Raw genomic sequence first — 23,922 nt, 5'->3', positions numbered from 1 at the left:
GGTTCACGCGCCGGATATCGTGCTCACGTCGATCGTCGAAGGGATGCCGCATGACCGAGTTCCATGATTTCGACGCCTTGCGCGCCGCGGTGGGCACCGTGCTCGGGCCCGGCGAGTGGATCGAGATCGAGCAGCGGCGCATCGATCTGTTCGCCGAGGCGACCGGCGACCACCAGTGGATCCACGTCGACCCCGACCGCGCCGCCGACGGCCCGTACGGGGCCACCATCGCGCACGGGTTCCTCACTCTCGCGCTGCTCGCCCCGATCAGCCAGCAGCTGATGACCGTGCGGTCGGCCCGGATGGCGATCAACTACGGGCTGAACAAGGTGCGCTTCGTCAGTCCCGTCCTGGTCGGCAGCCGGGTGCGCGGCACCGTCACCCTCACCGCCGTCACCGATGTGCCCGGCGGGGTCCAGGCCGAACGCACCGTGGAGATCATCGCCGAGGGCGCGGACAAGCCGGCCTGCGTCGCCGAGCACGTGGTCAGGTACCTGGCCTGAGCGGCACATGCTGATTCGCAACGCCTCGCTGCCCGGTAGCCCGCACACCGACGTGCGATGGCGCGGCGGGCGCATCGTCGAGTGCGCCACGGGGTTGCGTCCGCTGCCCGGTGAGGACGACCTGGACGCCCGCGGCGGATGGTTGCTGCCCGGACTGCACGACCACCACATCCATCTGCGGGCGCTCGCCGCGCAGGCCGGGTCGGTGCCGGTCGGCCCGCCCGGAGTGCGCGACGCCACCGAGTTCGCCGCGGCGCTGCGCCGGGCGGACGCCGAACTGCCGGCGGGACAGTGGATTCGCGGTGTCGGCTACCACGAGAGTGTCGCGGGTCCGCTCGACCGCGCTGTGCTCGACCACTTGGTCCCGGATCGTCCGGTGCGGATCCAGCACCGGTCCGGTGCGCTGTGGGTGCTGAACTCCCGCGGCTGTCAGGAGACAGGGGCGAATGCCTGCGCGCTTGCAGGCGTGGAGCGCGACCCGCACGGTGCGGCGAACGGGCGGCTGTGGCGGTTGGACTCCTGGCTCGGCACCCGCGTGCGGGCCACCACGGCCGATCCGGCGCTGATCAGCGCTCCAGCCGCAGCGGCAGGCGTCACCGGTTACACCGACGCCACGCCGGGATTGTCCCAGGACGACGTCGATGCCCTCGGCGAGGCGGTGGCGGCCGGGACGATCCGGCAGCGCGTGCACTGCATGGCGCCGCCCGGCGTGACCGATCCCGGGCAGCCGCGATTCTCGCTGGGGCCTACCAAAATCCTGCTCGACGACACCACGCTTCCCCCGCTGCCGGAATTCGTCGCACTCGTCCGGGCAGCACATCTGGCGGGCAGACCCGTCGCGGTGCACTGCGTGACCCGGGTGCAGCTGATCCTGACCATCGCCGCCATCGATGAGGCCGGAGTGCTGGCCGGTGACCGGATCGAGCACGGCGCGATGGTGCCTGCCGACAGCATGGAATGGTTGCGCCGCAACAGGATTCCGGTGATAACCCAACCGCATTTCCCGGTGGAGCGGGCCGAGCAGTACGCCCGCGAGGTGGCGGCCGAGGACCGGTGCGACCTGTGGCGGCTCGGCTCCCTGCAGGCCGCGGGAGTCGGTGTCGCGGCGGGAACCGACGCTCCGTTCGGCGACCCGGACCCGTGGCGGGTGGTGCGCGCGGCCATCCAGCGCGAGCCGGGCTCGGAGCGGTTGTCGCTGGCTGCCGCACTCGCCTTGTTCGCCGGACACCTCGCCCGGCCGAACGTGCCACGCGGCATCGCCGCCGGGGAGGTCGCCGACCTGACCCTGCTCCGCGTGCCGCCGCAGGAGGTCACCGTCCCGGACCGGGACCTCGTCGCGGCCACGATCGTGGACGGCACCCCTGTGCATGTGGCGATCGGCTAGTCCGCACGGCTCAGCAGTACCGGGGTCAACGTGCCGATCCCGCGGATGTCCGCCGATTCCGAGGGGATGAGCCGGAATTCGGGATGCCCGTCCAGTTCCGCGGCCAACGCCGGCGCGATCAGAGCGGTGTCCGGCCGCGCCAGGGCGGTGAGGCGGCTGGCCAGGTTGACAGTGGTGCCGAAGACGTCGCCCAGCTGGTGGATCAGCGGCCCCCATGCCGCGCCGACCCGCAGCCCGGGGATATCGGGGTCGGCGGCGAAGGCGCGTGCCAGCCGGGTGGCGATCTCCGCGGTGACGAGCGCGGAGTCCGCGGTGAACAGGATCTCGTCGCCGAGCAGTTTCACGACGCTGCCGCCGCATTCGGCGACGACGTCGATGCAGCGGTGTTCGAAGCGCGCCACCACTCGCAGCAGGTCGGCGGCTCGACGGTCCCGGCTCAGCTCGGTGAACCCGATGACGTCGGCGAATCCGACGCCGGCGTCGCGGCCGGCCGGCGCGTCGGAATCGAGGTCCAGCAGATGCATCGCGTCTTCCAGCCTTCGGCGCCACAGCTGACCGAGAAGCCATTGCACCTCCGGTAGCCGTCGCGCGAGCGCGGAGGCGGTGTCGACCGTCTCGGGCGCCCGCTGCATCTGCCCGGCCACGATCTCCACCTGCAACCGGGCCAGCTGGCCGATGGAACGGGCCAGCACGCCGCTCAGATGCAGCGCCTCGGCCTCGTTCACCATCCCCACGTCCACATAGCCGGTGAGCAGGCGCACGAGGTCCGCGTCGGAGGCGCTGAAGTCCACGGCTCCCTCCTCCGCCGTCGAGTAGCCGAGCGCGCGCCAGTAGCGCCGCGCCCGCGCCCGCGGCACCCCCGCGGCGTCCGCCGCCTCGTCCGCGGTGAAGCAGCGGGTCTCTCCGAATCCCAGCGCCGAAGGCGATCGCCCGGGCCGGGATTCCGGCGAGCCGGTCACGGCGGTGGGCGCCCGATGGCCACCGGCGTGACGCGCTCGGCCGCCGAGGTCAGCCGGTCGCGCCAGATGGCGCCGAATCCGCCCGGGGCGCGGACGTTCCCGGCCGCAAGCTCGCCATGGTCGGTGCACGCGAACACCTCGCCGATCGCGTCGATGCGGCCCACCACCGTTGCGGCGCCGCCAGGGCAGACCGAAGACTCGGCACGCACCTGGTCTCCGCGCTCACGCAACCATTCCCGGAGCCCGCGCTGTTGCTCGGCGGTCGGGTTCGAGTCCGGATCCCACCTCGCGTGCCACGGGCGGGTCAGTCGCAGTCGCGCACCGAAGACCGCCGCGATGGTCGCGAAGGCGTCCAGGCGCGCCACGTTGTGCCGGGTCACGGCGACCGAGAGTTCGAATTCGTAGACACCGCTGGAGGACAGCAGTTCCATGGCGCGCACCGCCGCGCGGTAGGACCCCGCGCCGCGCACCGCGTCGTCGGCCGCCGCTGTGGCGCCGTCCAAACGGATCCGCACCAGGATCGAGCCGTCGCGTGCGATCCGCCGCGCCGCGTCCGGGGTGATGCGGATTCCGTCCGTGGTGAATTCGACACCGATCCCCCGCGCGCTCGCGTAGGCGGCGATCTGCCAGAAATCGTCCCGCGCGGTGGGTTCGCCACCGCCGATCTCGACGGCCGATACTCGTATCGACTCGAATTCGTCCAGCAGCGCGAAGCACTCCGACGTCCCGAGTTCGCGCGGGTCGCGTGGGAACCCGCCGGTCCGGCCGCGCTCGCCGGGCAGATCACGGCCACCGGTCAGCTCCCAGGCCAGGCGGATGCCGGGCACGGGTCCGCGCCGCGCGTCCTCGACCAGGGGGTGCGGCGCGCTCATGCCGGCCTCCGGGGCCGACGCATCCCGGATGCTGCCCGCCCGGCCGTCGCAAGCGGCTCCCGTGGTGCCGCTGCGGTGCGGTGGTTGTCGTTCATTCGGGGACCTCCTGGGATTGCGGGTCCATGGGCGATCGCGTGCGGAAATGTAATTCTCTTTTTAGGATAGTTTCATTTTACCGTCACAACAAGGCTCGCGGGCGACGGAGACCGAACGCTGCCGCACCGATGGAGTGTCGACCCGGCCCCAACCGTGGGTGTATCGTCTATTGCAGCTATGAGAGCGGCATTCTCTTCATTGAAGATTTATCGTCTCGGATCGCCAGGGCGCAGACCCGGCGCAGCGCACGAACAGCGAGGAGTCACGTGAACATCGACGACATGATCCTGGTGAGCATCGACGACCATGTGGTCGAGCCGCTCGACATGTTCGACGGCCACGTTCCGAAGAAGTGGGCCGATCTCGCACCGAAGGTCGTCGCGGACGACAACGGCATCGACCAGTGGGTGTACCGGGACCGGCCCACCGGTGTGGCCGGTCTCAACGCCGTCGTCACCTGGCCCGCCGAGGAATGGGGCAGGGACCCGGCCGGATACGCCGAGATGCGGCCCGCGGTCTACGACGTGCACGACCGCGTCCGCGACATGGACGCCAACGGCGTCCTCGCCTCCATGTGCTTCCCCACGTTCACCGGCTTCAGCGCGGGACATCTCAGCCGCGGCGGCCAGGACGAGATCACCGTCGCGATGATCTCGGCGTACAACGACTGGCACATCGAGGACTGGGCGGGCGCCTACCCGGGCCGGTTCATTCCGATCGGAATCCTGCCGATGTGGGACCCGGCGCTGGCGGTCGCCGAGATCGAGCGGCTGGCCGCCAGGGGCTGCCACTCGGTGACGATGCCTGAGCTGCCGCACATCGACGGCCTGCCCAGCTACCACGATCTCGACTACTGGGCGCCGGTCTTCCAGGCCCTGTCGGACAACGAGACGGTGATGAACCTGCATATCGGCCAAGGCTTCGGCGTGCTGCGGCTGGCGCCGGACGCGCCCATCGACAACCTGATGGTGCTGGCGCCGAGCATCTCGCTGATCGCGGCCCAGGATCTGTTGTGGGGCCCCGCGTTCCGCAGCTACCCGAAACTGAAGGTCGCGCTGTCGGAGGGCGGTGTCGGCTGGATCCCGTTCTTCCTGGACCGCTCCGACCGGCACTACACCAATCAGCGCTGGCTGCGCCGCGACTTCGGCGGCAAGCTGCCCAGCGAGGTATTCCGCGAGCACGTGCTCGCCTGCTACGTCACCGACAAGACCGCGCTGAAGTTCCGCCACGACATCGGCATCGACAACATCGCGTGGGAGTGCGACTACCCGCACTCGGACTCGATCTGGCCCGATGCCCCCGAGTTCGTGCTCGGGGAGCTGCAGGCCGCCGGGGCCGACGACACCGACATCCACAAGATCACCTGGGAGAACGCCACCCGCCACTTCAATTGGGACCCGTTCGCGCACATCCCGAAGGAGCAGGCGACCGTGGGGGCGCTGCGGGCGAACGCGACCGACGTCGACACCTCGACCACGTCGCGCAAGGATTACGCGGCGGCCTACGCCCAGCGCGCGAGCTGAGGCGGCGGAGTGCGGCTGCTGATCTTCTCCACTCCGCGTGACGGAATGGACGCCGAGTACAACGAGTGGTACGCCGGGACGCACATCCCCGAGATGCTCGCCGTGCCCGGCGTCCTGTCGTGCACCCGCCACCGGTTGCTCCGGGGTGGCGAAGGAGAGGCGCGCTACCTCGCGGTGTACGACATCGACGGCGACGTCCGCACCGTGCTCGCGGAACTCGGCGAGCGGGCCGCCGACGGACGCATGGCCGTCACCCCGGCCGCCGACCCGGCCCGCACCAGGATCACCGTCTGGGAACCGATCTGAGCGACGACAGCCCCGGTGCGCAACGGCCGAGACCGTTGCGCACCGGGGCTGTCCGCTGCCGCGGCGCGCCTCAGTGCGGCCCTTCGAGAATCGTCACCGCCGACACCGCGGTCGGCCCGCCGAGGTTGTGCGCCAACCCGATTCGCGCGCCGTCCACCTGGTTGACCGCGTGGCCGCGCAGCTGCTCGAACAGCTCCACGCACTGCGCGACGCCGGTCGCACCCGGTGGATGCCCCTTCGTCTTCAGCCCGCCACTGGGATTGACCGGCAGCACGCCCCCGACCGCCGTGGCTCCGGCCTCGACCAGCTTGTGCGCCTCGAAGCGCTCGGCGAAACCGAGGTCCTCGTAACTGATCAGCTCGATGCCGGTGAAGAAATCGTGCACCTCGGCGACATCGACGTCGCGCGGGCCCAGCCCCGCCATCGCGAACGCCGCGCGCGCCGCGCGCACCGTCGCGGGGAAGGTGGTCAGGTCCCGCTTGTGCTGGTGCATCACCGAATCCAAGCCGAGACCGACGCCGCGGATCCACACCGGGCTGTCGGTGTAGCGGTCCACCACGTCCTCGGCGGCGAGTACCAGGGCCGCCGCGCCGTCGCTCTGCGGGACGCAGTCGTACACGCCGAACGGGTCGGCCACGATCGGCGCGGCCAGCGCCTGCTCGAGCGTGATCTCGAACCGCAACCGCGCCTTGGGGTTGCGTGCGCCGTGCCGGTGGTTCTTCACCGCCACCATCGCCAGGTGTTCGCGCGTCGCCGACGACTCGTACAGATACCGGTTGACGTGCAACGCGAAACCGGCGGGCGCGAACAGGCCGAGCTGGTAGTCCCAGGCGTTGTCCCTGGTCAGCGTCTCCCACGCGCGGAGCAGGTCCTTCTGCGCCGTCTCACGCAGCTTGTCCGCGCCGATCACGAGCGCGACGTCGACCGCGCCGGATGAGATGGCGAACAGCGCGTTGCGGACCGCGTCGTTGCCGGTGGCGCAGGAGTTGTCGATGTGCGTCACGGGCAGGTCCGGTAGATCGAGCGCGTCGGCCAGCACCCCGGCCGGGAAACCGCCGGTGGTGCCCATGGCGCCGAACCAGGCGGCCTGCAGGTCGGCCGTGCGCAGACCCTTGTCGACCGAGGCCGCGCAGTCGGCGAACGCCATGAGCAGCAGGTCCTGGATGCCGAGTGCGAAGTGTTCGGCGAAGGGCGTCATCCCCGCGCCCACAATGGCCACTTTCCTCATGCCGCCTCCGGTTCCGGTTCGAACGCGTATCCGTAATCGGGCACGCCGGAGCGCACCGCCACCCGGCGCAGCACCATGCGCCCGCGGTCGCCGATGGCCACCGTGCCCGGGTCGGCGCCGGTGACCTTGGCCAGCGCGCGGACCCCGACGTCGTCGAGCTCCACGATCACCAGCGAGTACGGGCTCTTCAGCCCCGGCACCGGGATCCGCACGGTGGTCTCGGCGTAGACGCTTCCGGTCCGCGGCAGCGGCACCAGGGTGTAAGCGGTGCTGAGTGTGCCGTCGGGGCCTACCCGGTAGCGGGGCGGGAAGTCCAGCTCCGCGCTGTCGCCGTGCCTGCCCGCCTCCCAGCGGACCTTGGCTTCGAACGCGCGCTCGTACGCTGCCAGGGAGATCGGCAGGTCCGCGCCGGGCAGGGACACGACTTCCGGAAGCGCTCGCGCGGGCGGTTCGTTGCGCCGCACCCGTGCCGCGCCCGGGACCACCATGATCCCGGACAGGTTGGCCTGTTCCACTCCCACCAGCAACCCGGCCCCGCCCCAATCGGCCATCGCGGCGAGTGCGAAAAGCCCCGCGCTGGCGCCAAGCGTCGGCAACTGCGGTGGCGCGGCCAGGCACAGCGCCGCGGCCTGCTTGTAATCGACGCCGGCCACCGCGACCGGGGTGTCCAGCCAAGCCGCCGAGAGCGAGGCGACCAGCCCCCGTTCGTGCAGCAGCCGGGGATCGCCGTAGTCGTGCACCGCACCGAGCGCGTTGCGGGTGCGCACCGGCAGGCTGCGCGTGACCCGCGCCGCGGTGCGCACCTGCAGGCCGTCGCGGTCGGAGACCCAGGCCGCCGCCGCACCCGCCGGTTCGAGGTCGACACCGATCACCAAGGTGCGCGGGCGGGCCGAGCTCAGAGCGTCCAGCGCCGCCGGTGCGCCGCCGAGCCGCTCGATGACCTCGAGTTCGGGATCCAGGCCGAGGCCGGCCAGCAGCACCGCGGCGTTGCTGCCCTCCACCAGCGGCAGGTCCCGGCTGACCAGCACCACCCGTTCCACCGGCTCGCCCAGGGCGACAGCGGAACGCCCCGCCTCCACCGCCAGGGTGACGGCGTCTTCGTCGTCACCGGGAATCCGGCTGCGCTGGCTACCCCAGCAGGGCAGATACGTGCCCAGCGATGCGACGTACGGCATCGGTCCCTCTTTTCCCACGCTCAGGCGACCGCGCCCGCGGCCTTCAGCGCGATGATGCGATCCCAATCCAGGCCGAGTTCGAGCAGGACCTCCTCGGTCTGGGCGGCGAATTCGGGCCCGGGCCGCAGTTCCGGTGCGCCGACGTCGAACTGCACCGGGCTCGACACCAGCTCCAATTCGCCTGCGGGCAACAGATATTCGTTCGCCCTGATCTGCGCGTCCTGCGTCACCTGCCACGAGTCCTGCACCGGAGCCCACGGTCCGGCCAGGGTGGCGAAGCGCTCGGTCCACTCCGCCAGGGTGCGTCCCTTGATCACCTCGCGCAGGATCTGCACCGCATCGGCGGTGTGCGCGGCGATCTGCCCGGCGTCGGCGAAACGCGGATCGTCGGCCAACTCCGGCCGGTCGATGTGGCGGCAGACGTCGGCCCAGAACTTGGCGGGCTGCAGCATGACGAACGACAGATAGCGGTCGTCGGCGGTGGCGTAGAGGCCCGAGAGCGGATTGGTCGGCGCGCCGTGGGCGCCCGGCACCGGCGCCACCAGCGGTTTGTCCTGGCTGGCCGACAACGCGACGGTGTGGCCCATCGCCCACAGCCCACTGCCGAGCAGCGAGACGTCGACCACCGAAGGTTGTCCCGTCCGTTCCCGTTTCAGCAGCGCGGCGGCGATCCCGCCGGCGAGATTCGTGCCGGAGATGGTGTCGCCGAACGCCGGGCCGGGCGGCTGGATCATGCCCTCGATGCCGGGCGGGGTGATGGTGGCCGCGATGCCGCCGCGGCACCAGAACGCGGTCATGTCGTAGCCGCCCCGGTCGGATTCGACACCGCGCGGTCCCAGCGCGCTACCCCGCGCGTAGACGATGTCCGGGTTCACCGCGCGGATGTCGTCCACGTCGATGCCGAACTTGGCGCGCGCCTGCGGCAGGAAGCTGGTCAGGAACACGTCCGCACGACGGGCCAGGTCGTAGATCACCTCACGGCCCTCGGCCACCGACATGTCGACGCCGATGCTGCGCTTGCCGCGATTGGCGTGCTCGACATTGGGATTCGGGTTGCCTTCGACCTTGAACGCCCCGACCTGCCGCAGGCCGCGCTGCGGGTCACCGGTGACGGCGTGCTCGACCTTGACCACGTCGGCGCCCCAGTCGGAGAGCACGGCGCCCGCCGACGGGACGAACCCGTACATCGCGACTTCGAGCACGCGGATGCCTTCCAGCGGCTTGCTCACGACACCACCTCGCCCGTGCTCGGCCCCGGCGCGCACGAGTGCGCGCTGTGCCCTCGGTGCACTCGCCGGCGCCGGCTCACGCGACCACCTCCGCGAGGGTCTTGCGCTCCAGGAATTCCTCCAGCCCGACGCGGCCCATCTCCCGGCCGATGCCCGACTGCTTGTATCCGCCGAACGGCGCGTCGGGATGGAAGTAGTTGCCGCCGTTGATACTGAGGGTGCCGGTGCGGACGCGGCGCGCGACGGCCTTCGCCCGGTCCGAGTCGGCGCTGAACACCGCTCCGGACAGGCCGTAGATGGAGTTGTTCGCGATGCGGACCGCCTCTTCCTCGTCGGTGTAGGGAATGAGCGTCAGCACCGGCCCGAACACCTCCTCCTGCGCGATCTCGCTGTCGGGGTCGACATTCGCCAGCAGGGTGGGCTTGTAGAAGTAGCCCGGGTTCAGCTTCTCGCCGCCGGTGACGAGGGTGGCGCCCGCAGCCACCGCGCGCTGCACCATGCCGTGCACCTTCTCGCGCTGGCGTTCACTGATCAGCGGGCCCATATAGGTTTTCGGATCGCTCGGGTCGCCGTGGGTGACGTGGGCGAAGTTGCCCGCGATCAGCTCGGCGAGCTTGTCGTGGTCCTGCCGCGGCACCAGCACCCGGGTGGTCAGCGCGCAACCCTGCCCGGCATGGGTGACCACGCTGAACGCCGCGAACAGAGCGGCTTTCGTGTAGTCGGCGTCGTCGAGCAGGATCATCGCGGACTTGCCGCCCAGCTCCAGGAACACCCGTTTGAGCGTGCCGCTGGCGGCGGCCATGATCTGGCGGCCCACCGGCGTGGACCCGGTGAAGGTCACCACGTCGACGTCGGGGTGGGTGGTCATCCGCTTGCCGACCTCGACATCGGAGGAAGCCAGGACGTTCACCACGCCGGCCGGGATGTCGGTGTGCCGCGCGATGATCTCCCCCAGCGCCAAGGTGGCCAGCGGAGTGTCGGGCGCGCCTTTGAGCACGATGGTGCATCCGGCGGCGAGCGAGGGCGCGAGCTTGGCCAGCGCCAGCTGATGCGGGTAGTTGTAGGCGGCGATGGCGGCCACCACGCCGGCGGCTTCCAACTCCACCCAGCGCCGGTGCTGCTGACCGCGGATCTCGACCACGCCGAGGTCTTCGCTCCAGGCGTAGTCCGCCAGCAGCCCCGCGTAGTAGCGCACGATCTCGAACGGGATCTCGAGCTGGTTGCCGTGAGTGAGCGTGCGCGTCGCGCCGACCTCCGCGATGGTCAGCTCGCGCAGTTCCTCCACGTTGTCGCGCAGCGCTTGGTACAGCTGGTTCAGGCAGTGCGCCCGGAACTGGTGATTCGTCGCCCAATCGGTGGTGTCGAACGCCCGCCGCGCCGCCGCGACGGCCGCGTCCACCTCCGCCACACCGGCTTCCGGCGCGTGGCCGTACACCGCACCGGTGGCGGGATCGAGCGATGCGAGCGTGCGCCCGGTCTCGACCAGCTGTCCGTCGATCAGCAGCCGCCGCGCCACCGCTACCGCTTGTTCCTGCGTTGACATCCTGTCTCCTCGCCGGATGTGGAAATAACATTCTCTATATCCGAGAATTTAACACTCGCCATACCGAAATGCAGCCACTATCGCCAACCTGCGCCCGCACCACCCACCGCCGCGAGCCCGCCAGGCCGGACTCCGCCGCTCGGCAGCGCGGCTCTTGCGCACCCGATCAGAACGAGAGTACGGTTCTCACATTCGGAAGGGAGATTCTTGTGGTCGACACAACACGCCACCCGGCCTCGACCGAGCCGGGCGAGCGCCGGGCGCCGGTCGGCTCGAGTACCGGAGAGGGGTCGCACGCGTGAAGACGGCAGTGGTCACCGGAGGGGCGTCCGGAATCGGGCTGGGGATCGCACGACGATTGCGCAGCAACGGTTTCCATGTCGCCTCGCTGGACCTCAATCCGCCCGCCGACGACGACTTCGCCTACCGCGCCGACGTCACCGAACCGGAGCAGATCGCCGAGGCGCTGACCGCCATCCGCGGCAAGCTCGGCCCGGTCACCGTGCTGGTGAACGCCGCGGGCGTCGACGGTTTCAAACGCTTCCAGAACATCTCGTTCGAGGAATGGCAGCGAGTGATCGATGTCAACCTCAACGGCGTCTTCCACTGTGTCCAAGCGGTGCTGCCGGACATGCTGGCGGCGGGCTGGGGGCGCATCGTCAACATCTCCTCCTCGAGCACGCATTCGGGCCAGCCGTTCATGACGCACTACGTCTCGGCCAAGTCGGCGGTCAACGGCCTGACCAAAGCGCTGGCGCTGGAACTGGGCCCGTCCGGCATCACCGTGAACGCGGTGCCGCCCGGGTTCATCGACACCCCGATGCTGCGCAAGAACGAGGAGGCCCGCCGGCTCGGCGGCACCGTCGAGGACCACATCCAGCGGACTCCGGTCCGCCGGGTCGGCACACCCGAGGACATCGCGGCCGCCTGCGCGTTCCTCATCTCCGAGGAGGCCGGCTACATCACCGGCCAGATCCTCGGCGTCAACGGCGGACGCAACACCTGAGACCCGTCGCGCACCGAGCGTGCGGGACGGATGCAGCCCGAATGAAGCAGGATCGAAAGGAAGGCCCGTGGGACGTGTAGAGGGCAAGGTCGCCTTCGTCACCGGAGCCGCTCGTGGCCAAGGCCGCAGCCATGCGGTACGGCTGGCGCAGGAAGGTGCCGACATCATCGCGGTGGACATCTGCCGCGACATCGACACGATCGGATACGCGCTGTCGCGCCAGGAAGACCTGGACGAGACCGCGCGGCTGGTCGAGAAAACCGGTCGCCGCATCGTCGCCGAACCGGCCGACGTACGCGAGGCCGGGCAGTTGCGCGCCGTGCTGGAACGCGGTGTCGCGGAGTTCGGGCGGCTGGACATCGTGATCGCCCAAGCCGGCATCGCGGGCATGAAGGGCACGCCGCAGTGGCAGGCCTGGTCCGACGTCATCGATACCAACCTGGTCGGCGTGATCAACACTATCCAGGTCGCGCTGCCGCATCTGGGCGCGGGCGGCTCGATCATCGCCACCGGGTCAGTGGCCGCGTTGATGGACGTCTCGAAAGTGGACCAGCCGGGTAAGGATCCCGGCGGCATCGCCTACGTGGTCGCCAAACGCGGCCTGGCGCAGTATGTGCACGCGCTCGCCCTGCACATCGCGCCGCAGAACATCCGAGCCAACGTCATCCACCCCACCAACTGCAACACCCCGATGCTGCAGAGCGAGCCGATGTACCGATCCTTCCGCCCGGATCTGGAACATCCCACCCGCGCGGACGCCGAACCCGCCTTCCATGTGCAGCAGGCCATGCCGACCCCCTACGTCGAGCCCGAGGACATCAGCGACGCGGTGTTGTTCCTGGCCTCCGACGAGGCGCGCTACATCACCGGCACACAGTTGCGCGTCGACGCGGGCGGCTACCTGAAGTGGTACGACTACCACATCTGAGAGGAAGAAACACCGTGAAGGTCCGAGTCGATCAGCAGCGCTGCCAAGGGCACACGCTGTGCGCGATGATCGCCCCGCAATCGTTCGAACTCAGCGAGATCGACGGCCACTCCTCGCCGGTCGGCGAATCGATTCCGGCGGATCAGCAGGATCAGGTACGCGAGGCCGTCCACTCCTGCCCGGAACGCGCGATCTCGATCGCCGAGTAGGGGAAGCGCCATGACCGTGGAAAACGCCACCGACCGCAAGCAGCCTCGGTTTCATTTCGACCGGTACGCACCGGAATACCGGGAGAATTTCCAGTCGATCACCGAGGAGATGCAGAGCGAGTGCCCGCTCGCCTGGACCGACACCTACGAGGGTCACTGGGTGGCCGCGGGCAACAAGGAAGTGTTCGAACTCGCGCGCTGCCCGCACGTCTCCAACGATAACGACCCGCAGGGTGTTCGAAAGGGCTACAAGGGGATCTCCATTCCGGCGCCGCCCCGGGCGCGTGGCATCCGGGGCGGCATCCTGGAGATGGACGAGCCCGAGCACCGGGAATTGCGCTCCGCGCTCAACCCGTATCTCTCCCCCGCCGCCGTCAAACGCTGGATTCCGTTCGTGGACGAGGTGGTGCGCGCGGCCCTGGACGAGAAGATCGAGAGCGGCCGTATCGATTTCGTCGACGATCTGGCCAATGTCGTTCCCGCCGTGCTGACCCTGGGGATGCTGGGCGTCCCGTTGCGGAAGTGGACCATCTACAACGAGCCGGTGCACGCGGCGGTGTACACGCCGCCGGACTCGCCGGACTACCCGCGCATCGCGGAGATGCACCGCACGATGGGTCTGGACCTGCTGACCAACCTCGCCGAGATCCGGGAGAATCCCCGTCCCGGCCTCATCCACGCGGTCGCCTCCGCGCCGGTCAACGGGGAGCCGCTGCCGGACATGGAGATCCTGGGCATGCTCAGCCTGCTCATCGGCGGCGGTTTCGACACCACCACCGCGCTCACCGCGCACGCCCTCGAATGGTTGTCCGAGCATCCGGGCGAGCGCGAAACCCTCAGCCGGGAACGGGATCTGCTGCTGGACTCGGCCACCGAGGAGTTCCTGCGCTACTACACCCCGGCGCCGGGCGACGCGCGCACCATCGCGGAGGACTGCGAGGTGGCGGGAGCCTCCTTCAAAGAAGGTGATCGGGTCTGGTTGTCCTGGGCGATGGCCAACCGCGACCCGGCGGTGTTCGACAATCCGGAGGAACTGATCCTGGATCGGAAAGGCAACCGGCACTACAGCTTCGGTCTCGGCATCCACCGCTGCATCGGCTCCAATGTGGCCCGCACGGTGTTCAAGCGGATGCTGGTTGCGGTGCTGGACCGGATGCCGGACTTCCGGTGCATCCCGGAGGAGACCGTGCACTACGACACGATCGCGGTCATCCAGGGCATGCGGCACCTGCCCACCGAGTTCACCCCGGGTCCCCGGCTCGGTCCCGGGCTCGACGAGACCCTGGAGAAGCTGCAGAAAGTCTGCGACGAGCAGCGGCTCGCCGAGCCGGTGACCGTGCACAAAGGCACGGCACAGATCTGACCGGAAACGGTCGGCGACAACGGAACCGGACGACCCGCCGCGTGTGGCCCGAGGCCGGACACACGCGGCTGTCGGCTGCGACGACTACGAGGAGGCGCTGTGGCAGACGCGGAGGAGAAGACCCCTGCGACGACGGCCGAGCCGTCGGGCCGGCCGCTGCCGCTGCTCGGCCTGGACACCGAGTTCTTCTGGACCTCGGGGGCCGACGGCAAGCTGCGCATCCAGGAGTGCCGATCCTGCACGGCGCTCATCCATCCGCCGCAACCGGTGTGCCGGTACTGCCGCGGGCACGATCTCGGTGTGCGGGAGGTCTCCGGCGCGGCCACCCTGGCGAGCTTCACGGTGAACCACCGCTTCGCCGTGCCGGGCCTGCGACCGCCGTACGTGGTGGCGCAGGTGGCGCTGGTCGAGGATCCCCGAGTCCGGTTGACCACCAACATCATCGACGCCGATCCCGGCGACCTCGCCCTGGGCATGCGGGTGGAGGTGGTCTTCCGGCAGGACGCCGACGTCTGGCTGCCGCTGTTCCGTCCCGCCGCCGAGCAAACCGAGCCCGCACCGCTGCCGGTGGACGAGATCGAGCCGGAGCGTTTCGCCGAATATGTGCGGCCGATGCTGCGGCAGGAGAAGTTCGAGGAGAAGGTCGCGCTCACCGGCATCGGCATGTCCCGGATCGGGCGCAGGCTCATGGTGCCACCGCTGGAGCTGACGATCGAGGCGTGCGAGCGCGCCGTAGCCGACGCGGGCCTGACGCTCGACGACATCGACGGCCTGGCGTCCTATCCCGGCGGCGGCAATCTCGGCGGCTTCGGCGAGGGCGGGGTGACCGCGCTGGAAGCCGCGCTCGGTCTGCGCCCCAGCTGGCACAACGGCGGTATCGAGACCTTCGGGCCGGGCGGGTCGGTGGTCGCGGCGATGACCGCGGTGGCGGCCGGACTGGCCCGGCACGTGCTGTGCTTCCGCACCGTCTGGGAATCGACCTTCAACGAGCTGGCGAAGGCGGGACGGATCCCGTCCTCCGGTGGCCGCACCACGAGCTGGCTGACGCCGTTCGGCGCGATCTCCGCCGCGCACACGCTCGCCCAGAACGCGCAGCGTCACTTCCATCGCTACGGCACCACGCGCGAGACGCTGGGCTGGATCGCGCTCAATCAGCGCGCCAACGCCGAACTGGAGCCGACCGCGGTCTACCGCGACCCGATGACCATGGACGACTACCTCTCGGCGCGGCCCATCACCACCCCGTTCGGGCTCTACGACTGCGACGTCCCCTGCGACGGCGCGGTGGCGGTGATCGTCTCGGCGATCGACGCCGCACGCGATCTGCCCACCGCGCCGGTGCTGGTGGAGGCGGTCGGCACGCAGATCATCGAGCGCGTCGAGTGGGACCAGAGCACGCTCACCCACGAACCACAGGTGCTCGGCCCGGCCGCGCACCTGTGGACGCGCACCACGCTGCGCCCCGAGGACGTCGACGTCGCCGAACTCTACGACGGGTTCAGCTTCAACTGCCTGTCCTGGATCGAGGCGCTCGGCTTCTGCGGAATCGGCGAGGGCAAGGACTTCCTCGACGGGGGCAAGAACATCGCCCGCGACGGCACGATCCCGGTCAACACGCACGGCGGCCAGCTCTCCCACGGCCGCACACACGGCATGGGCCTGCTGCACGAGGCGGTGGTGCAGCTGCGCGGCGCGGGCGGGGAGCGGCAGGTCGCAGGCGCCCGGGTCGCGGTCGTCTCCAGCGGCGGGCTCACGCCCGGCGGGGCGATGCTGCTGCGCGCCGATTCCTGATCGCGGCGACATAGACAGGCACGCGATGACACTCACCGAATCCGACCTCAGCCCCCTCGCCGACGCCGGACCGCTGCCCGTGGAGGCCGAGGTCGACGGCATCCCCGTGTCGGGGCTGCTGGCCGATGCGCCCGCGCCCCGCGCGGTGCTGGTCGCCCTGCACGGCGGCGCCACCACCTCGGCGTACTTCGACTGCCCTGGGCATCCCGAACTCTCGCTGCTGCGGACGGGGCAGCGTCTCGGTTACACCGTGCTCGCGCTGGACCGGCCCGGCTACGGCGCTTCGGGTCCGTTCGCCGACCAGCTCGTATCACCACGGCGGCGTGTCGATCTGATGTACGGGGCCGTCGAAGCCCACCTCGACGACCGGCCGCGTGGCGCGGGCGTCTTCCTGCTGGCGCATTCGGCGGGATGCGAACTCGCGCTGCGCATGGCCGCCGACGAGCGCGGCCGCGGACTGCTCGGCCTGGAGTTGGCAGGCACCGGCCGCACGCACCATCCCGAAGCCCAGGAAGTGCTGTGGGGCCCGCGCCCGGAGGGTACCCGGCCCGCCGGGCTCGGTGACCTGCTGTGGCGGCCGCAGCGGCTGTATCCACCCGAACTCGTGGGCGGTGCGTCGATCGCCGTACCCGGTCCCCGGCTGGAAGCCGCCACCATCGCCAACTGGGCCGATCGGGAGTTCCCGCGCTCGGCCGCGCGGGTGCGGATCCCGGTGCGGTTCACCGCCGGCGATCATGAGACGGTGTGGCGCAACGACATCGAGGAACTGACCCGCATCGGCGAACTGTTCCGCGCGGCGCCGCGGGTGGTGCTCAATCTGCAACCCAACACCGGGCACAACCTCAGCTTGGGCCACACGGCGGCGGCGTACCACCTGACGGTGCTCGCCTTCGCGGAAGAGTGCGTCGTCGCCGAGACGACCGGCGAGTTCACCGGTCCCGTAATGCAATTCGACGGCGGCGCACCCGCGCGGCCAGGAAGGTGAGGCCATGGAAGTCACCGATGTCGCGCTGCTGCTGCTGCGGGTGGTCGTGGGAGTCACCATGATCGCGCACGGCGTCAATCATTGGATCGGCGGCGGCCGGATCCCCGGGACGGCGCGGTGGTTCAGCGGGCTGGGGCTGCGCAACGGAGTGCTGCAGGCCTGGCTGAGCGTGATCACCGAGATCGGCGCTGGCGCCCTGCTGGTGCTCGGCCTGCTCACCCCGCTGGCGGCCGCGGCGGTCGTCTCGGTCATGCTCGTCGCCGGATTGCTCGCGCACCGCGCCAACGGATTCTTCGTCTTCAAGGAAGGCTACGAGTACGTACTCGTGCTGGCCGTCGTCGCGCTGGCGCTGGGTCTGCTCGGGCCCGGGTGGCTGTCGCTGGACCACGCGGCGGATATCGAGATCACCGGCTGGGCCGGTGGCGGCATCGCGCTCGGTGTGGGCGTGCTGGCCACGGCCGGACTGCTGGCCGTCTTCTACCGGCCCGCCCCCGTGCCGGAAACCACTACCGAGGAGGTGCGCTGATGCGCGTCGGGTTCATCGGGTTGGGCAGTCAGGGCGCGCCGATGGCGCGCCGCATCGTCGAGGGCGGCTACCCGACCACTTTGTGGGCGCGCCGCCCCGCTGCGCTGGAGCCGTTCGCCGACACCGCGGCGGTGACGGCCCCGTCACCCGCCGCCCTGGCCGCGCGCAGCGATCTGGTCTGCCTGTGCGTGGTCGGCGACGCCGACGTGCGCGAGGTGGTCACCGGGGACAACGGCGTGCTGGCCGGACTCGCACCGGGATCGATCATCGCCGTGCACTCCACCGTGCACCCGGACACCTGCCGGAAGCTGGCGGAATCGGCTGCGGCCCAGCAGGTCGCGCTGATCGACGCGCCGGTCAGCGGCGGCGGGCCCGCCGCCGCGGAAGGCAGGCTGCTGGTCATGGTCGGCGGCGCGAGCGAGGCCGTCGAGCGCAGCCGCCCGGTCTTCGAGACCTACGCCGACCCGATCGTCCACCTCGGCGATGTGGGTTCCGGGCAGGCCACCAAACTGCTGAACAACCTGTTGTTCACCGCGAATCTCGCCACCGCCGCCAGCACCCTGGCGCTCGGCCAGGGGCTGGGCATCAGCCCCGACCGGCTCGGCGAAGTGATCTCGCACGGCACCGCGAACAGTTTCGCGCTGGGCCGGATCGTCTCCGCGGGCGGCACGTTGGACCGGCTGGCCGCGCACGCGGGCGATCTGCTCCGCAAGGACGTCGGACTGGTGGCCGGCTTGGCCGACGCGGCGGGGATCGCCCCTGGAATCGTGCTCGGCGCCGCCGACGCGACGCTCGCGCTGATGGACCGGCAGCGCTGAAAGGAGGACCCGCGTGCGCATCGGATTCGTGGGAGCCGGGCGGATGGGCCGCCCGATGATCCGGCGCCTGGTGCAGGCCGGGCACAGCGTCCGAGCGGTCGGGCGCTCCGCCGAGGCGCGTGCGGCGCTCGCCGAGACCGGGGCCGATCCGGTCGAATCCGTCACCGCGGCCGCCCGCCACGCGGAAGCCGTTGTGTTGTGCGTGTTCACCGATGATCAGGTGCGCGAGGTGTGCCTCGGCGGGCCCCTGCTGCGCGCTCTGCCACACGATGCCGTGCTGATCGTGCACACCACGGGAAGCCCCGCGACGGTGGTCGACATCGCCGCGGCGGCGCCCCCTGGGGTCGGTGTCGTGGACGCGCCGGTGAGCGGCGGACCGCACAGCATCGCCGCGGGCGAACTCACCGTCTTCCTCGGCGGCGCCGAGGACGCGGTGGCTCGCGCGCGAGCGGTGGTGCGGGCGTATGCCGATCCCGTCCTGCACGTGGGTCCGCTGGGTGCCGGGCAGCGGGTCAAACTGGTCAACAACGCGCTGTTCGCGGCGCAGATCGGCCTGGTCGCCGACGCGATCCGGCTGGGCGCCCAGCTGGAGGTGGACGAGGCAACCCTGCTCGCCGCACTGCCGCACGCGAGCAGTAGCGGCCGTGCCGTCACCAGCGTCGCGGCGAAGGGGGCGGTCGAGGTGTTTCGTGCCTCGGTGGGCGAGTTCCTCCGCAAAGATGTGGCGGTAGCGCGCGCGTTGGTCACCGAATTGGGCGGCGACCTGGGGATATTGGACACCGCCATCGACGCGGGCGTGCCCGCCGACCGGAGCTGATCAGCGCTCCGGGCGGCGTGCTCGCCGCTGCGCTCACTCGACGACGATGGCACGCTCGGGGCAAGACTGCACCGCTTCGTGCACCTGTGCCTCGAGGTGTGCGGGCACCTCGGCGACGGTGGCTTCGGCGTAACCGTCGTCGGTCAAGGAGAAAACGTCCGGGCACAGGCCGAGACAGACGCCGTGGCCCCGGCAGCGATCCGCGTCGACGGTGACCTTCATCGGGCCCCGCCCTCCGCGACGTCGAACTCCAGGTGCAGCGCGGTGAGCCCGCGCAAGATGAACGTCGGCAGATAGCGGTAGTCGCGCGCGCCCTCGGGGCCGTGCACGCTCTCATCGATACGGAAGTCGGTGGTGCGCTCGAGCAGCCGCTCGATGGCGACCCGGGCTTCGGCACGCGCGAGCGGCGCACCGGGGCAGGTGTGCACACCGCGCCCGAAGGCCAAATGCGAGCGCGCATTCGAGCGTTCCGCCGCGAAGGTGGTCGGATCCTCGAAGCGGCGCGGGTCCCGGTTCGCGGCGCCGTTGACCACCATCAGGACCGTGCCCACGGGCACCTCGGTCCCGCCGACCGAAGTGGATACCTTGGCCAGCCGGAAGTCGCCCTTGACCGGGCTCTCCATCCGGAGGCACTCCTCGATGAAGTTCTGGATGCGGCTGCGGTCCTCGCGCAGGTACTGCTGGATGTCCCGGCGCTCGGCCAAGATCTTGAGCGCCGAACTGAGCAGCCGGACAGTGGTCTCCTGGCCTGCCGAAAAGAGGTTCGCCGCCACCCGCACCACATCGAGCACCTCGGGCTCGCGGCCGTCCGGGAAGGTCGCGGTGGCCATGCTGGTCAGCACGTCGCCACGCGGGTTGGTCCTGCGGTCCTCGACGTAGTCGGAGAACTTGGCGTAGAGGAATTCGATGGGGTTGTGCGACATGTTCTCCCCCGCGGTGCTGCCGACGCTGGCGCCCTCGCGGTGCGGATCACGTTGCAGCGCTTGGAGGAACTCCTCCTGGTCGTCCTCGGGGACACCCAGCAGATCGGCGATCACATACAGCGTGAAGGGGCCCGCGAATTCACGCATGCAGTCCCCCTTGCCCTTGGCCAGGTACTGGTCGAGCATCCGGTCGGCGATCGCCCACATCGCTTGCTCGTTCTCCTTGAGGCGCTTCGGGGTGATCAGCCGCATCAGCAAGGCGCGGTGATCGGTGTGCACCGGCGGGTCCAGGGTCGGCAACTGGTCGCTCATCGGCAGTTTGTCCCGGTGCTCGGCGATCAGCGCGTCGACGTCGGATCCCGCCTCCAGCGGAACCGGGAAACCCGGGAACGGGCCGGTGACGGAGACGCAGGAGGAGAACCGTTCGACGTCGTTGTAGACCTCGAGCGCCTCGTCGTAGCCGGTCACCATCATCACGTCGTGATGCTTCTCGCGTGTCACCGGGCACTGCTCGCGCAGCGCGTCGAAGTACGGGTACGGATCGGCGACCAGCTCCTGCCCGAGGAAGAAGTCCAGCTCCTGGAAGTTGTTCACCACTCGACGGTCCCTTCGACGCCCCGGCCTGCCTCGCTTTCGACGGGCATTGCCAGTTGACTTCCCTGATTGAGAATATGCCTCTCATCTGTGAGTATGAGATTTCCATATCCCGCGCTGCGCGTCAACCGAAGGACCGGAATCATGCCCCTCGACACCACCGCGGATCAGCGGTTTTTCCAGTCGACCACCCGCGACTTCCTCGCGAGCACCGTCCCGGTCGCCACCGTGCGCGCCCTCGCCGAGTCCGGGACCGGATTCGACCGGAGCTGGTGGCGGCGCGGAGCGGAACTGGGGTGGACGGCCATGCTGGTGCCCGAGAAACTCGGCGGCGGAACGGTCTCCGGCAGCCCGATGACCGAACTCGCCCTCGTGGCGGAGGAACTGGGTCGCGCCTGCGCGCCCGGCCCGTTCGTCACGACCAGTGCCGTCCTTGCCGGGCTCGCCGCGGAAGCGGATCGTCTCGCCGACCTCGTCGCCGCCGTATGCACCGGCGAAACGATCGTGACGTGGGCGGTGTACGAACCGGGCCGCGGCTTCGAGGCACTCGCCCCCTACGCCGGCGCCACGGAACCGAGCACCGTTGCCGAACGCGACGGCGACGGCTACCGGGTCGACGGTGTGAAAGACCGTGTGGAGGCAGGCGACCAGGCCGACCTGTTCCTGGTGAGCGCCCAGAGCCCGGACGGCCCGGTGCAGCTGCTGGTGCGTGCCGACGCCCCGGGCGTGACGATCACTCCCACGTGGACGCTGGATCTGGTCCGCCGTACCGCACGGGTGTCGTTCGAGGACGTCGCGGTCTCCGCCGACGCGGTGGTGCACGTCGGCGACGATGCCGTGGCCGCGATACGCGCGCAGGCGCAGGCGGCGGCCGCACTCACCGCCGCGGAAATGGCCGGCGCCGCCGACACCGCCCTCGCCGCGACGCTGACCTGGTTGTTCGACCGCTACACCTTCGGGCGGCAGCTGGCCTCCTACCAGGCGCTCAAGCACCGGATGGCCGACAACAAGACCTGGCTGGAAGCTTGCCGAGCCACCGCCACCGCCGCTGCCGCCGCGTGGGACGACGACCCGGCCGGTGCGGGCGAGGCGATCAGCATCGCGAAGTCCTATGTGGGAGCGAAAGCCCCGGTGATCGCCCAGGACTGCGTGCAGTTGCACGGCGGCATCGGCGTCACCTGGGAACACGACATGCACCTGTATCTGCGCCGGATCACCTTGGGCCGCGCCCTCTACGGCACGCCCGAGGAACACCGGCGCCACATCACCGACCTGCTCGACACCGCGGCCGCGTGAGCCCGATCGAACCCAACTGGAAGGCACCGTCGCAATGACCACAGATCTGGAGCCCGTCGAGGACTTCCGCGCCCGCGCGCGGACCTGGTTGCGGGACAACCTGGGCCCCGCTTCCGCGACGGACCACAAGTCCGACACGGAGGAGGCATGGGAGCGCGCCCGGCACTTGCAACGGACCCTCCACGAGGGCGGATTCGCCGGGATCTGCTTCCCTGCGGAGTACGGCGGGCTCGGCCTCACCCCCGACCACCAGCGTGTGTTCACCGAGGAATCACTCCCCTACGAGATGCCACTGCTGCTGAATGTGCCGACGCTGGCCATCTGCGCGGCGAGCCTGCTCGATCTCGGCACCGAAGAGCAGAAACGCAGCCACCTGCCCGCGGTGCTGCGCGGCGAGGAGATCCTGGCGCAGTTCCTGTCCGAGCCGCGCGGCGGATCGGATCTGGCCGGACTCACCACCCGCGCCGAACGCGACGGCGACCGCTGGATTCTCAACGGGTCCAAGATCTGGAGTTCCGGCGCGTACGCCGCCGACTACGGCCTGTGCCTGGCTCGCACCAACTGGGAGGTCACCAAGCATCGCGGGCTCACCATGTTCCTGGTGCCGGTGCACGCCGAAGGCGTCACCGTGCAGCGGATCAAGCAGGTGACCGGCTCCACCGAGTTCTGCCAGGAGTTCTTCGACGACGTCGCGCTGCCGGAGGAGGCGGTGCTCGGCCAGGTGGACGGCGGGTGGGACGCCGCGTCCCGGCTGCTGCACCACGAGCGGGCCGCGCTGGGCGGCACCTCGCCCTACACCAGTGGCGCACGCCCGCACCTGGGCGGCGAGGCCGACCGATTGATCGAGCTGGCCCGCGCCACCGGGCAATGGAACGACCCGCGCACCCGGGAGGACATCGGCGAGGCGCGGGCCATGAACGTGGTGCGCGACCAGCTCATCGCGCACGTCTCGCGGGCGATCGCCAACGGCGATCTGCCGCCCTCGGCCGGTGCCATTCCCCGGCTGCTCAGCGCGGAGAACGCTTGGCTGCAAACGGACATGGCCGTCCGCATCGCAGGTTCCACCGCGGCGACCCACAGCCCCGGGGACGCGGCCGACACGGCCGAGGTGGGTCTCGAGTACCTGTTCCGGTCCGCGTGGAGCCTGGCGGGTGGCAGCACCGAGATGGCGCGCAATGTCATCAGCGAGCGCGTGCTCGGCATGCCCCGCGAATTCGCCGCCGATCGCGACGTCCCGTTCAACCAAGTCAAGCAAGGCCGCTGACCGGCGCGAAGCGACAGGCAGACAATGCGTTTCATTTTCCACTATCCGGAAACCGCAGGGTACGACGGTGATCTGCTCGACGCGGGACCACTGCCGGAGATCGCCGCCGCCGCCGAACGGCACGGGTTCGACCTCGTGTACTCCTACAACCCACCTGGCATCACCACTCCCACCGTCGACGCCGAGCGCCATCGGGCGGCGCTGGCGGAACTGGCCCAGGCCGGAGTGGATTGGATCGTGGTGTCCGGCCGCACAGGCGACCGTCGGGCCACGCTCGATTTCCTCGCCGCGTTCGGCGAGACGTATCTCGAGCGGTCGCCGCGATGACGTGGTTCGAGCAACGGGCGGGATTGGACGGCGCCGTCGCGGTCGTCACCGGCGGCGCCGGAGGTCTCGGGCAAGCGATCGTCGCGGATCTGGCCGCGAACGGAGTGCGCCCAGCGGTGCTCGATCTCGATGCGGAGGCGGCCTGCGCGCTGCGGCACCCCGACGGCGGGACCTCGGCGTCGGCGGGGTGGTTCAACTGGCCGCAGGAGGGCTGGGCCGATCACGCGCCGCTGCGGCTGCTGCGCGACGACGCCTGA

General features: G+C 70.2%; 25 protein-coding genes. 17 read left to right on the top strand and 8 right to left on the bottom strand.

Annotation, left to right across the window (positions count from 1 at the left end; translation table 11 throughout):
* Positions 1-50: 50 nt before the first annotated feature.
* Both ON19_RS14160 and ON19_RS14155 read left to right on the top strand, forming a co-directional pair.
* Positions 51-503: a MaoC family dehydratase gene (locus ON19_RS14160; RefSeq protein ID WP_043691346.1), complete on the top strand. Its 453-nt coding sequence runs from the start codon at positions 51-53 to the stop codon at positions 501-503.
* 7 nt (positions 504-510) lie between these two features.
* Complete coding sequence (locus tag ON19_RS14155; protein WP_043691345.1) at positions 511-1,887, top strand: amidohydrolase family protein; 1,377 nt, start codon at positions 511-513, stop codon at positions 1,885-1,887.
* Here ON19_RS14155 and ON19_RS43130 read toward each other — a convergent pair.
* Both ON19_RS43130 and ON19_RS14145 read right to left on the bottom strand, forming a co-directional pair.
* Positions 1,884-2,846: an adenylate/guanylate cyclase domain-containing protein gene (locus tag ON19_RS43130; RefSeq protein ID WP_051168853.1), complete on the bottom strand. Its 963-nt coding sequence runs from the start codon at positions 2,844-2,846 to the stop codon at positions 1,884-1,886. The genes ON19_RS14155 and ON19_RS43130 overlap by 4 nt on opposite strands.
* The gene (locus ON19_RS14145) at positions 2,843-3,718 is read right to left on the bottom strand and encodes a radical SAM protein (RefSeq protein WP_051168852.1); all 876 of its coding nucleotides are present in this window, start codon (positions 3,716-3,718) and stop codon (positions 2,843-2,845) included. Before ON19_RS14145 ends, ON19_RS43130 begins: the two co-directional genes overlap by 4 nt.
* A 362-nt stretch (positions 3,719-4,080) precedes the next feature.
* Between ON19_RS14145 and ON19_RS14140 the strand changes: the two genes are divergently transcribed.
* Complete coding sequence (locus ON19_RS14140; protein ID WP_043691343.1) at positions 4,081-5,337, top strand: amidohydrolase family protein; 1,257 nt, start codon at positions 4,081-4,083, stop codon at positions 5,335-5,337.
* Positions 5,338-5,346: 9 nt separating this feature from the next.
* Complete coding sequence (locus ON19_RS14135) at positions 5,347-5,643, top strand: DUF4286 family protein (protein ID WP_051168851.1); 297 nt, start codon at positions 5,347-5,349, stop codon at positions 5,641-5,643.
* Between the two features lie 70 nt (positions 5,644-5,713).
* On the opposite strand, the gene ON19_RS14130 is transcribed toward ON19_RS14135, so the two are convergent.
* From ON19_RS14130 to ON19_RS14115, 4 genes are all read right to left on the bottom strand, one after another.
* Complete coding sequence (locus tag ON19_RS14130) at positions 5,714-6,871, bottom strand: thiolase C-terminal domain-containing protein (RefSeq protein WP_043691341.1); 1,158 nt, start codon at positions 6,869-6,871, stop codon at positions 5,714-5,716.
* Positions 6,868-8,046 (bottom strand): OB-fold domain-containing protein, encoded by a 1,179-nt coding sequence (locus tag ON19_RS14125; RefSeq protein WP_043691338.1) that lies wholly within the window; start codon positions 8,044-8,046, stop codon positions 6,868-6,870. Before ON19_RS14125 ends, ON19_RS14130 begins: the two co-directional genes overlap by 4 nt.
* Before the next feature lie 20 nt (positions 8,047-8,066).
* Positions 8,067-9,275 (bottom strand): CaiB/BaiF CoA transferase family protein, encoded by a 1,209-nt coding sequence (locus ON19_RS14120; RefSeq protein WP_043691544.1) that lies wholly within the window; start codon positions 9,273-9,275, stop codon positions 8,067-8,069.
* 76 nt (positions 9,276-9,351) lie between these two features.
* Complete coding sequence (locus tag ON19_RS14115) at positions 9,352-10,818, bottom strand: aldehyde dehydrogenase family protein (protein WP_083899364.1); 1,467 nt, start codon at positions 10,816-10,818, stop codon at positions 9,352-9,354.
* A gap of 298 nt (positions 10,819-11,116) precedes the next feature.
* Between ON19_RS14115 and ON19_RS14110 the strand changes: the two genes are divergently transcribed.
* The 9 genes from ON19_RS14110 to ON19_RS14070 all read left to right on the top strand — a co-directional run bounded on the left by ON19_RS14110 (position 11,117) and on the right by ON19_RS14070 (position 19,261).
* Complete coding sequence (locus ON19_RS14110) at positions 11,117-11,824, top strand: SDR family NAD(P)-dependent oxidoreductase (RefSeq protein ID WP_043691336.1); 708 nt, start codon at positions 11,117-11,119, stop codon at positions 11,822-11,824.
* Between the two features lie 67 nt (positions 11,825-11,891).
* Positions 11,892-12,752: a mycofactocin-coupled SDR family oxidoreductase gene (locus ON19_RS14105; protein ID WP_043691333.1), complete on the top strand. Its 861-nt coding sequence runs from the start codon at positions 11,892-11,894 to the stop codon at positions 12,750-12,752.
* 14 nt (positions 12,753-12,766) lie between these two features.
* Positions 12,767-12,961, top strand: coding sequence for a ferredoxin (locus ON19_RS14100; protein WP_043691331.1), 195 nt, complete (start codon positions 12,767-12,769; stop codon positions 12,959-12,961).
* 10 nt (positions 12,962-12,971) lie between these two features.
* Complete coding sequence (locus ON19_RS14095) at positions 12,972-14,324, top strand: cytochrome P450 (protein WP_043691328.1); 1,353 nt, start codon at positions 12,972-12,974, stop codon at positions 14,322-14,324.
* Between the two features lie 99 nt (positions 14,325-14,423).
* Positions 14,424-16,115 (top strand): thiolase C-terminal domain-containing protein, encoded by a 1,692-nt coding sequence (locus ON19_RS14090; RefSeq protein WP_051168850.1) that lies wholly within the window; start codon positions 14,424-14,426, stop codon positions 16,113-16,115.
* A gap of 25 nt (positions 16,116-16,140) precedes the next feature.
* Positions 16,141-17,100, top strand: a complete 960-nt coding sequence (locus ON19_RS14085) for an alpha/beta hydrolase (RefSeq protein WP_051168849.1) — start codon at positions 16,141-16,143, stop codon at positions 17,098-17,100.
* A 4-nt stretch (positions 17,101-17,104) separates the two neighbouring features.
* Positions 17,105-17,626, top strand: a complete 522-nt coding sequence (locus tag ON19_RS41340) for a DoxX family protein (protein ID WP_043691325.1) — start codon at positions 17,105-17,107, stop codon at positions 17,624-17,626.
* Positions 17,626-18,444 (top strand): NAD(P)-dependent oxidoreductase, encoded by an 819-nt coding sequence (locus ON19_RS14075; RefSeq protein ID WP_043691323.1) that lies wholly within the window; start codon positions 17,626-17,628, stop codon positions 18,442-18,444. The genes ON19_RS41340 and ON19_RS14075 overlap by 1 nt, the downstream gene beginning before the upstream one ends.
* A gap of 13 nt (positions 18,445-18,457) precedes the next feature.
* Positions 18,458-19,261 (top strand): NAD(P)-dependent oxidoreductase, encoded by an 804-nt coding sequence (locus ON19_RS14070; protein WP_043691321.1) that lies wholly within the window; start codon positions 18,458-18,460, stop codon positions 19,259-19,261.
* A 33-nt stretch (positions 19,262-19,294) separates the two neighbouring features.
* On the opposite strand, the gene ON19_RS14065 is transcribed toward ON19_RS14070, so the two are convergent.
* Both ON19_RS14065 and ON19_RS14060 read right to left on the bottom strand, forming a co-directional pair.
* Positions 19,295-19,483: a ferredoxin gene (locus ON19_RS14065; protein WP_043691318.1), complete on the bottom strand. Its 189-nt coding sequence runs from the start codon at positions 19,481-19,483 to the stop codon at positions 19,295-19,297.
* Positions 19,480-20,781, bottom strand: coding sequence for a cytochrome P450 (locus tag ON19_RS14060; protein WP_218006411.1), 1,302 nt, complete (start codon positions 20,779-20,781; stop codon positions 19,480-19,482). Before ON19_RS14060 ends, ON19_RS14065 begins: the two co-directional genes overlap by 4 nt.
* Before the next feature lie 141 nt (positions 20,782-20,922).
* Between ON19_RS14060 and ON19_RS14055 the strand changes: the two genes are divergently transcribed.
* Genes ON19_RS14055 through ON19_RS44515 form a run of 4 tightly spaced genes read left to right on the top strand, consistent with a single transcriptional unit; the run spans position 20,923 to position 23,922 of the window.
* Positions 20,923-22,074, top strand: coding sequence for an acyl-CoA dehydrogenase family protein (locus ON19_RS14055; protein ID WP_043691316.1), 1,152 nt, complete (start codon positions 20,923-20,925; stop codon positions 22,072-22,074).
* Between the two features lie 34 nt (positions 22,075-22,108).
* Positions 22,109-23,338 carry an acyl-CoA dehydrogenase family protein gene (locus tag ON19_RS14050; RefSeq protein ID WP_043691313.1) on the top strand — a complete coding sequence of 410 codons (1,230 nt, stop codon included), beginning with the start codon at positions 22,109-22,111 and terminating at the stop codon, positions 23,336-23,338.
* 24 nt (positions 23,339-23,362) lie between these two features.
* Positions 23,363-23,665, top strand: a complete 303-nt coding sequence (locus tag ON19_RS43290) for a hypothetical protein (protein WP_043691311.1) — start codon at positions 23,363-23,365, stop codon at positions 23,663-23,665.
* Positions 23,662-23,922 carry a hypothetical protein gene (locus ON19_RS44515; protein WP_043691309.1) on the top strand — a complete coding sequence of 87 codons (261 nt, stop codon included), beginning with the start codon at positions 23,662-23,664 and terminating at the stop codon, positions 23,920-23,922. The genes ON19_RS43290 and ON19_RS44515 overlap by 4 nt, the downstream gene beginning before the upstream one ends.

Origin of the sequence: Nocardia abscessus NBRC 100374 (assembly GCF_000308455.1) — a bacterium.
Taxonomy (GTDB): domain Bacteria; phylum Actinomycetota; class Actinomycetes; order Mycobacteriales; family Mycobacteriaceae; genus Nocardia; species Nocardia abscessus.
Note: the sequence above shows the minus strand (reverse complement) of the source record. Positions and strands in the feature narration are given on the sequence as shown.

Coding starts and splice junctions, on each gene's coding strand:
- ON19_RS14160 (WP_043691346.1), top strand. CDS start 51: ATGACCGAGTTCCATGATTTCGACGCCTTGCGCGCCGCGGTGGGCACC.
- ON19_RS14155 (WP_043691345.1), top strand. CDS start 511: ATGCTGATTCGCAACGCCTCGCTGCCCGGTAGCCCGCACACCGACGTG.
- ON19_RS14145 (WP_051168852.1), bottom strand. CDS start 3,718: ATGAGCGCGCCGCACCCCCTGGTCGAGGACGCGCGGCGCGGACCCGTG.
- ON19_RS14130 (WP_043691341.1), bottom strand. CDS start 6,871: ATGAGGAAAGTGGCCATTGTGGGCGCGGGGATGACGCCCTTCGCCGAA.
- ON19_RS14125 (WP_043691338.1), bottom strand. CDS start 8,046: ATGCCGTACGTCGCATCGCTGGGCACGTATCTGCCCTGCTGGGGTAGC.
- ON19_RS14115 (WP_083899364.1), bottom strand. CDS start 10,818: ATGTCAACGCAGGAACAAGCGGTAGCGGTGGCGCGGCGGCTGCTGATC.
- ON19_RS14095 (WP_043691328.1), top strand. CDS start 12,972: ATGACCGTGGAAAACGCCACCGACCGCAAGCAGCCTCGGTTTCATTTC.
- ON19_RS14085 (WP_051168849.1), top strand. CDS start 16,141: ATGACACTCACCGAATCCGACCTCAGCCCCCTCGCCGACGCCGGACCG.
- ON19_RS41340 (WP_043691325.1), top strand. CDS start 17,105: ATGGAAGTCACCGATGTCGCGCTGCTGCTGCTGCGGGTGGTCGTGGGA.
- ON19_RS14075 (WP_043691323.1), top strand. CDS start 17,626: ATGCGCGTCGGGTTCATCGGGTTGGGCAGTCAGGGCGCGCCGATGGCG.
- ON19_RS14065 (WP_043691318.1), bottom strand. CDS start 19,483: ATGAAGGTCACCGTCGACGCGGATCGCTGCCGGGGCCACGGCGTCTGT.
- ON19_RS14055 (WP_043691316.1), top strand. CDS start 20,923: ATGCCCCTCGACACCACCGCGGATCAGCGGTTTTTCCAGTCGACCACC.
- ON19_RS14050 (WP_043691313.1), top strand. CDS start 22,109: ATGACCACAGATCTGGAGCCCGTCGAGGACTTCCGCGCCCGCGCGCGG.
- ON19_RS43290 (WP_043691311.1), top strand. CDS start 23,363: ATGCGTTTCATTTTCCACTATCCGGAAACCGCAGGGTACGACGGTGAT.
- ON19_RS44515 (WP_043691309.1), top strand. CDS start 23,662: ATGACGTGGTTCGAGCAACGGGCGGGATTGGACGGCGCCGTCGCGGTC.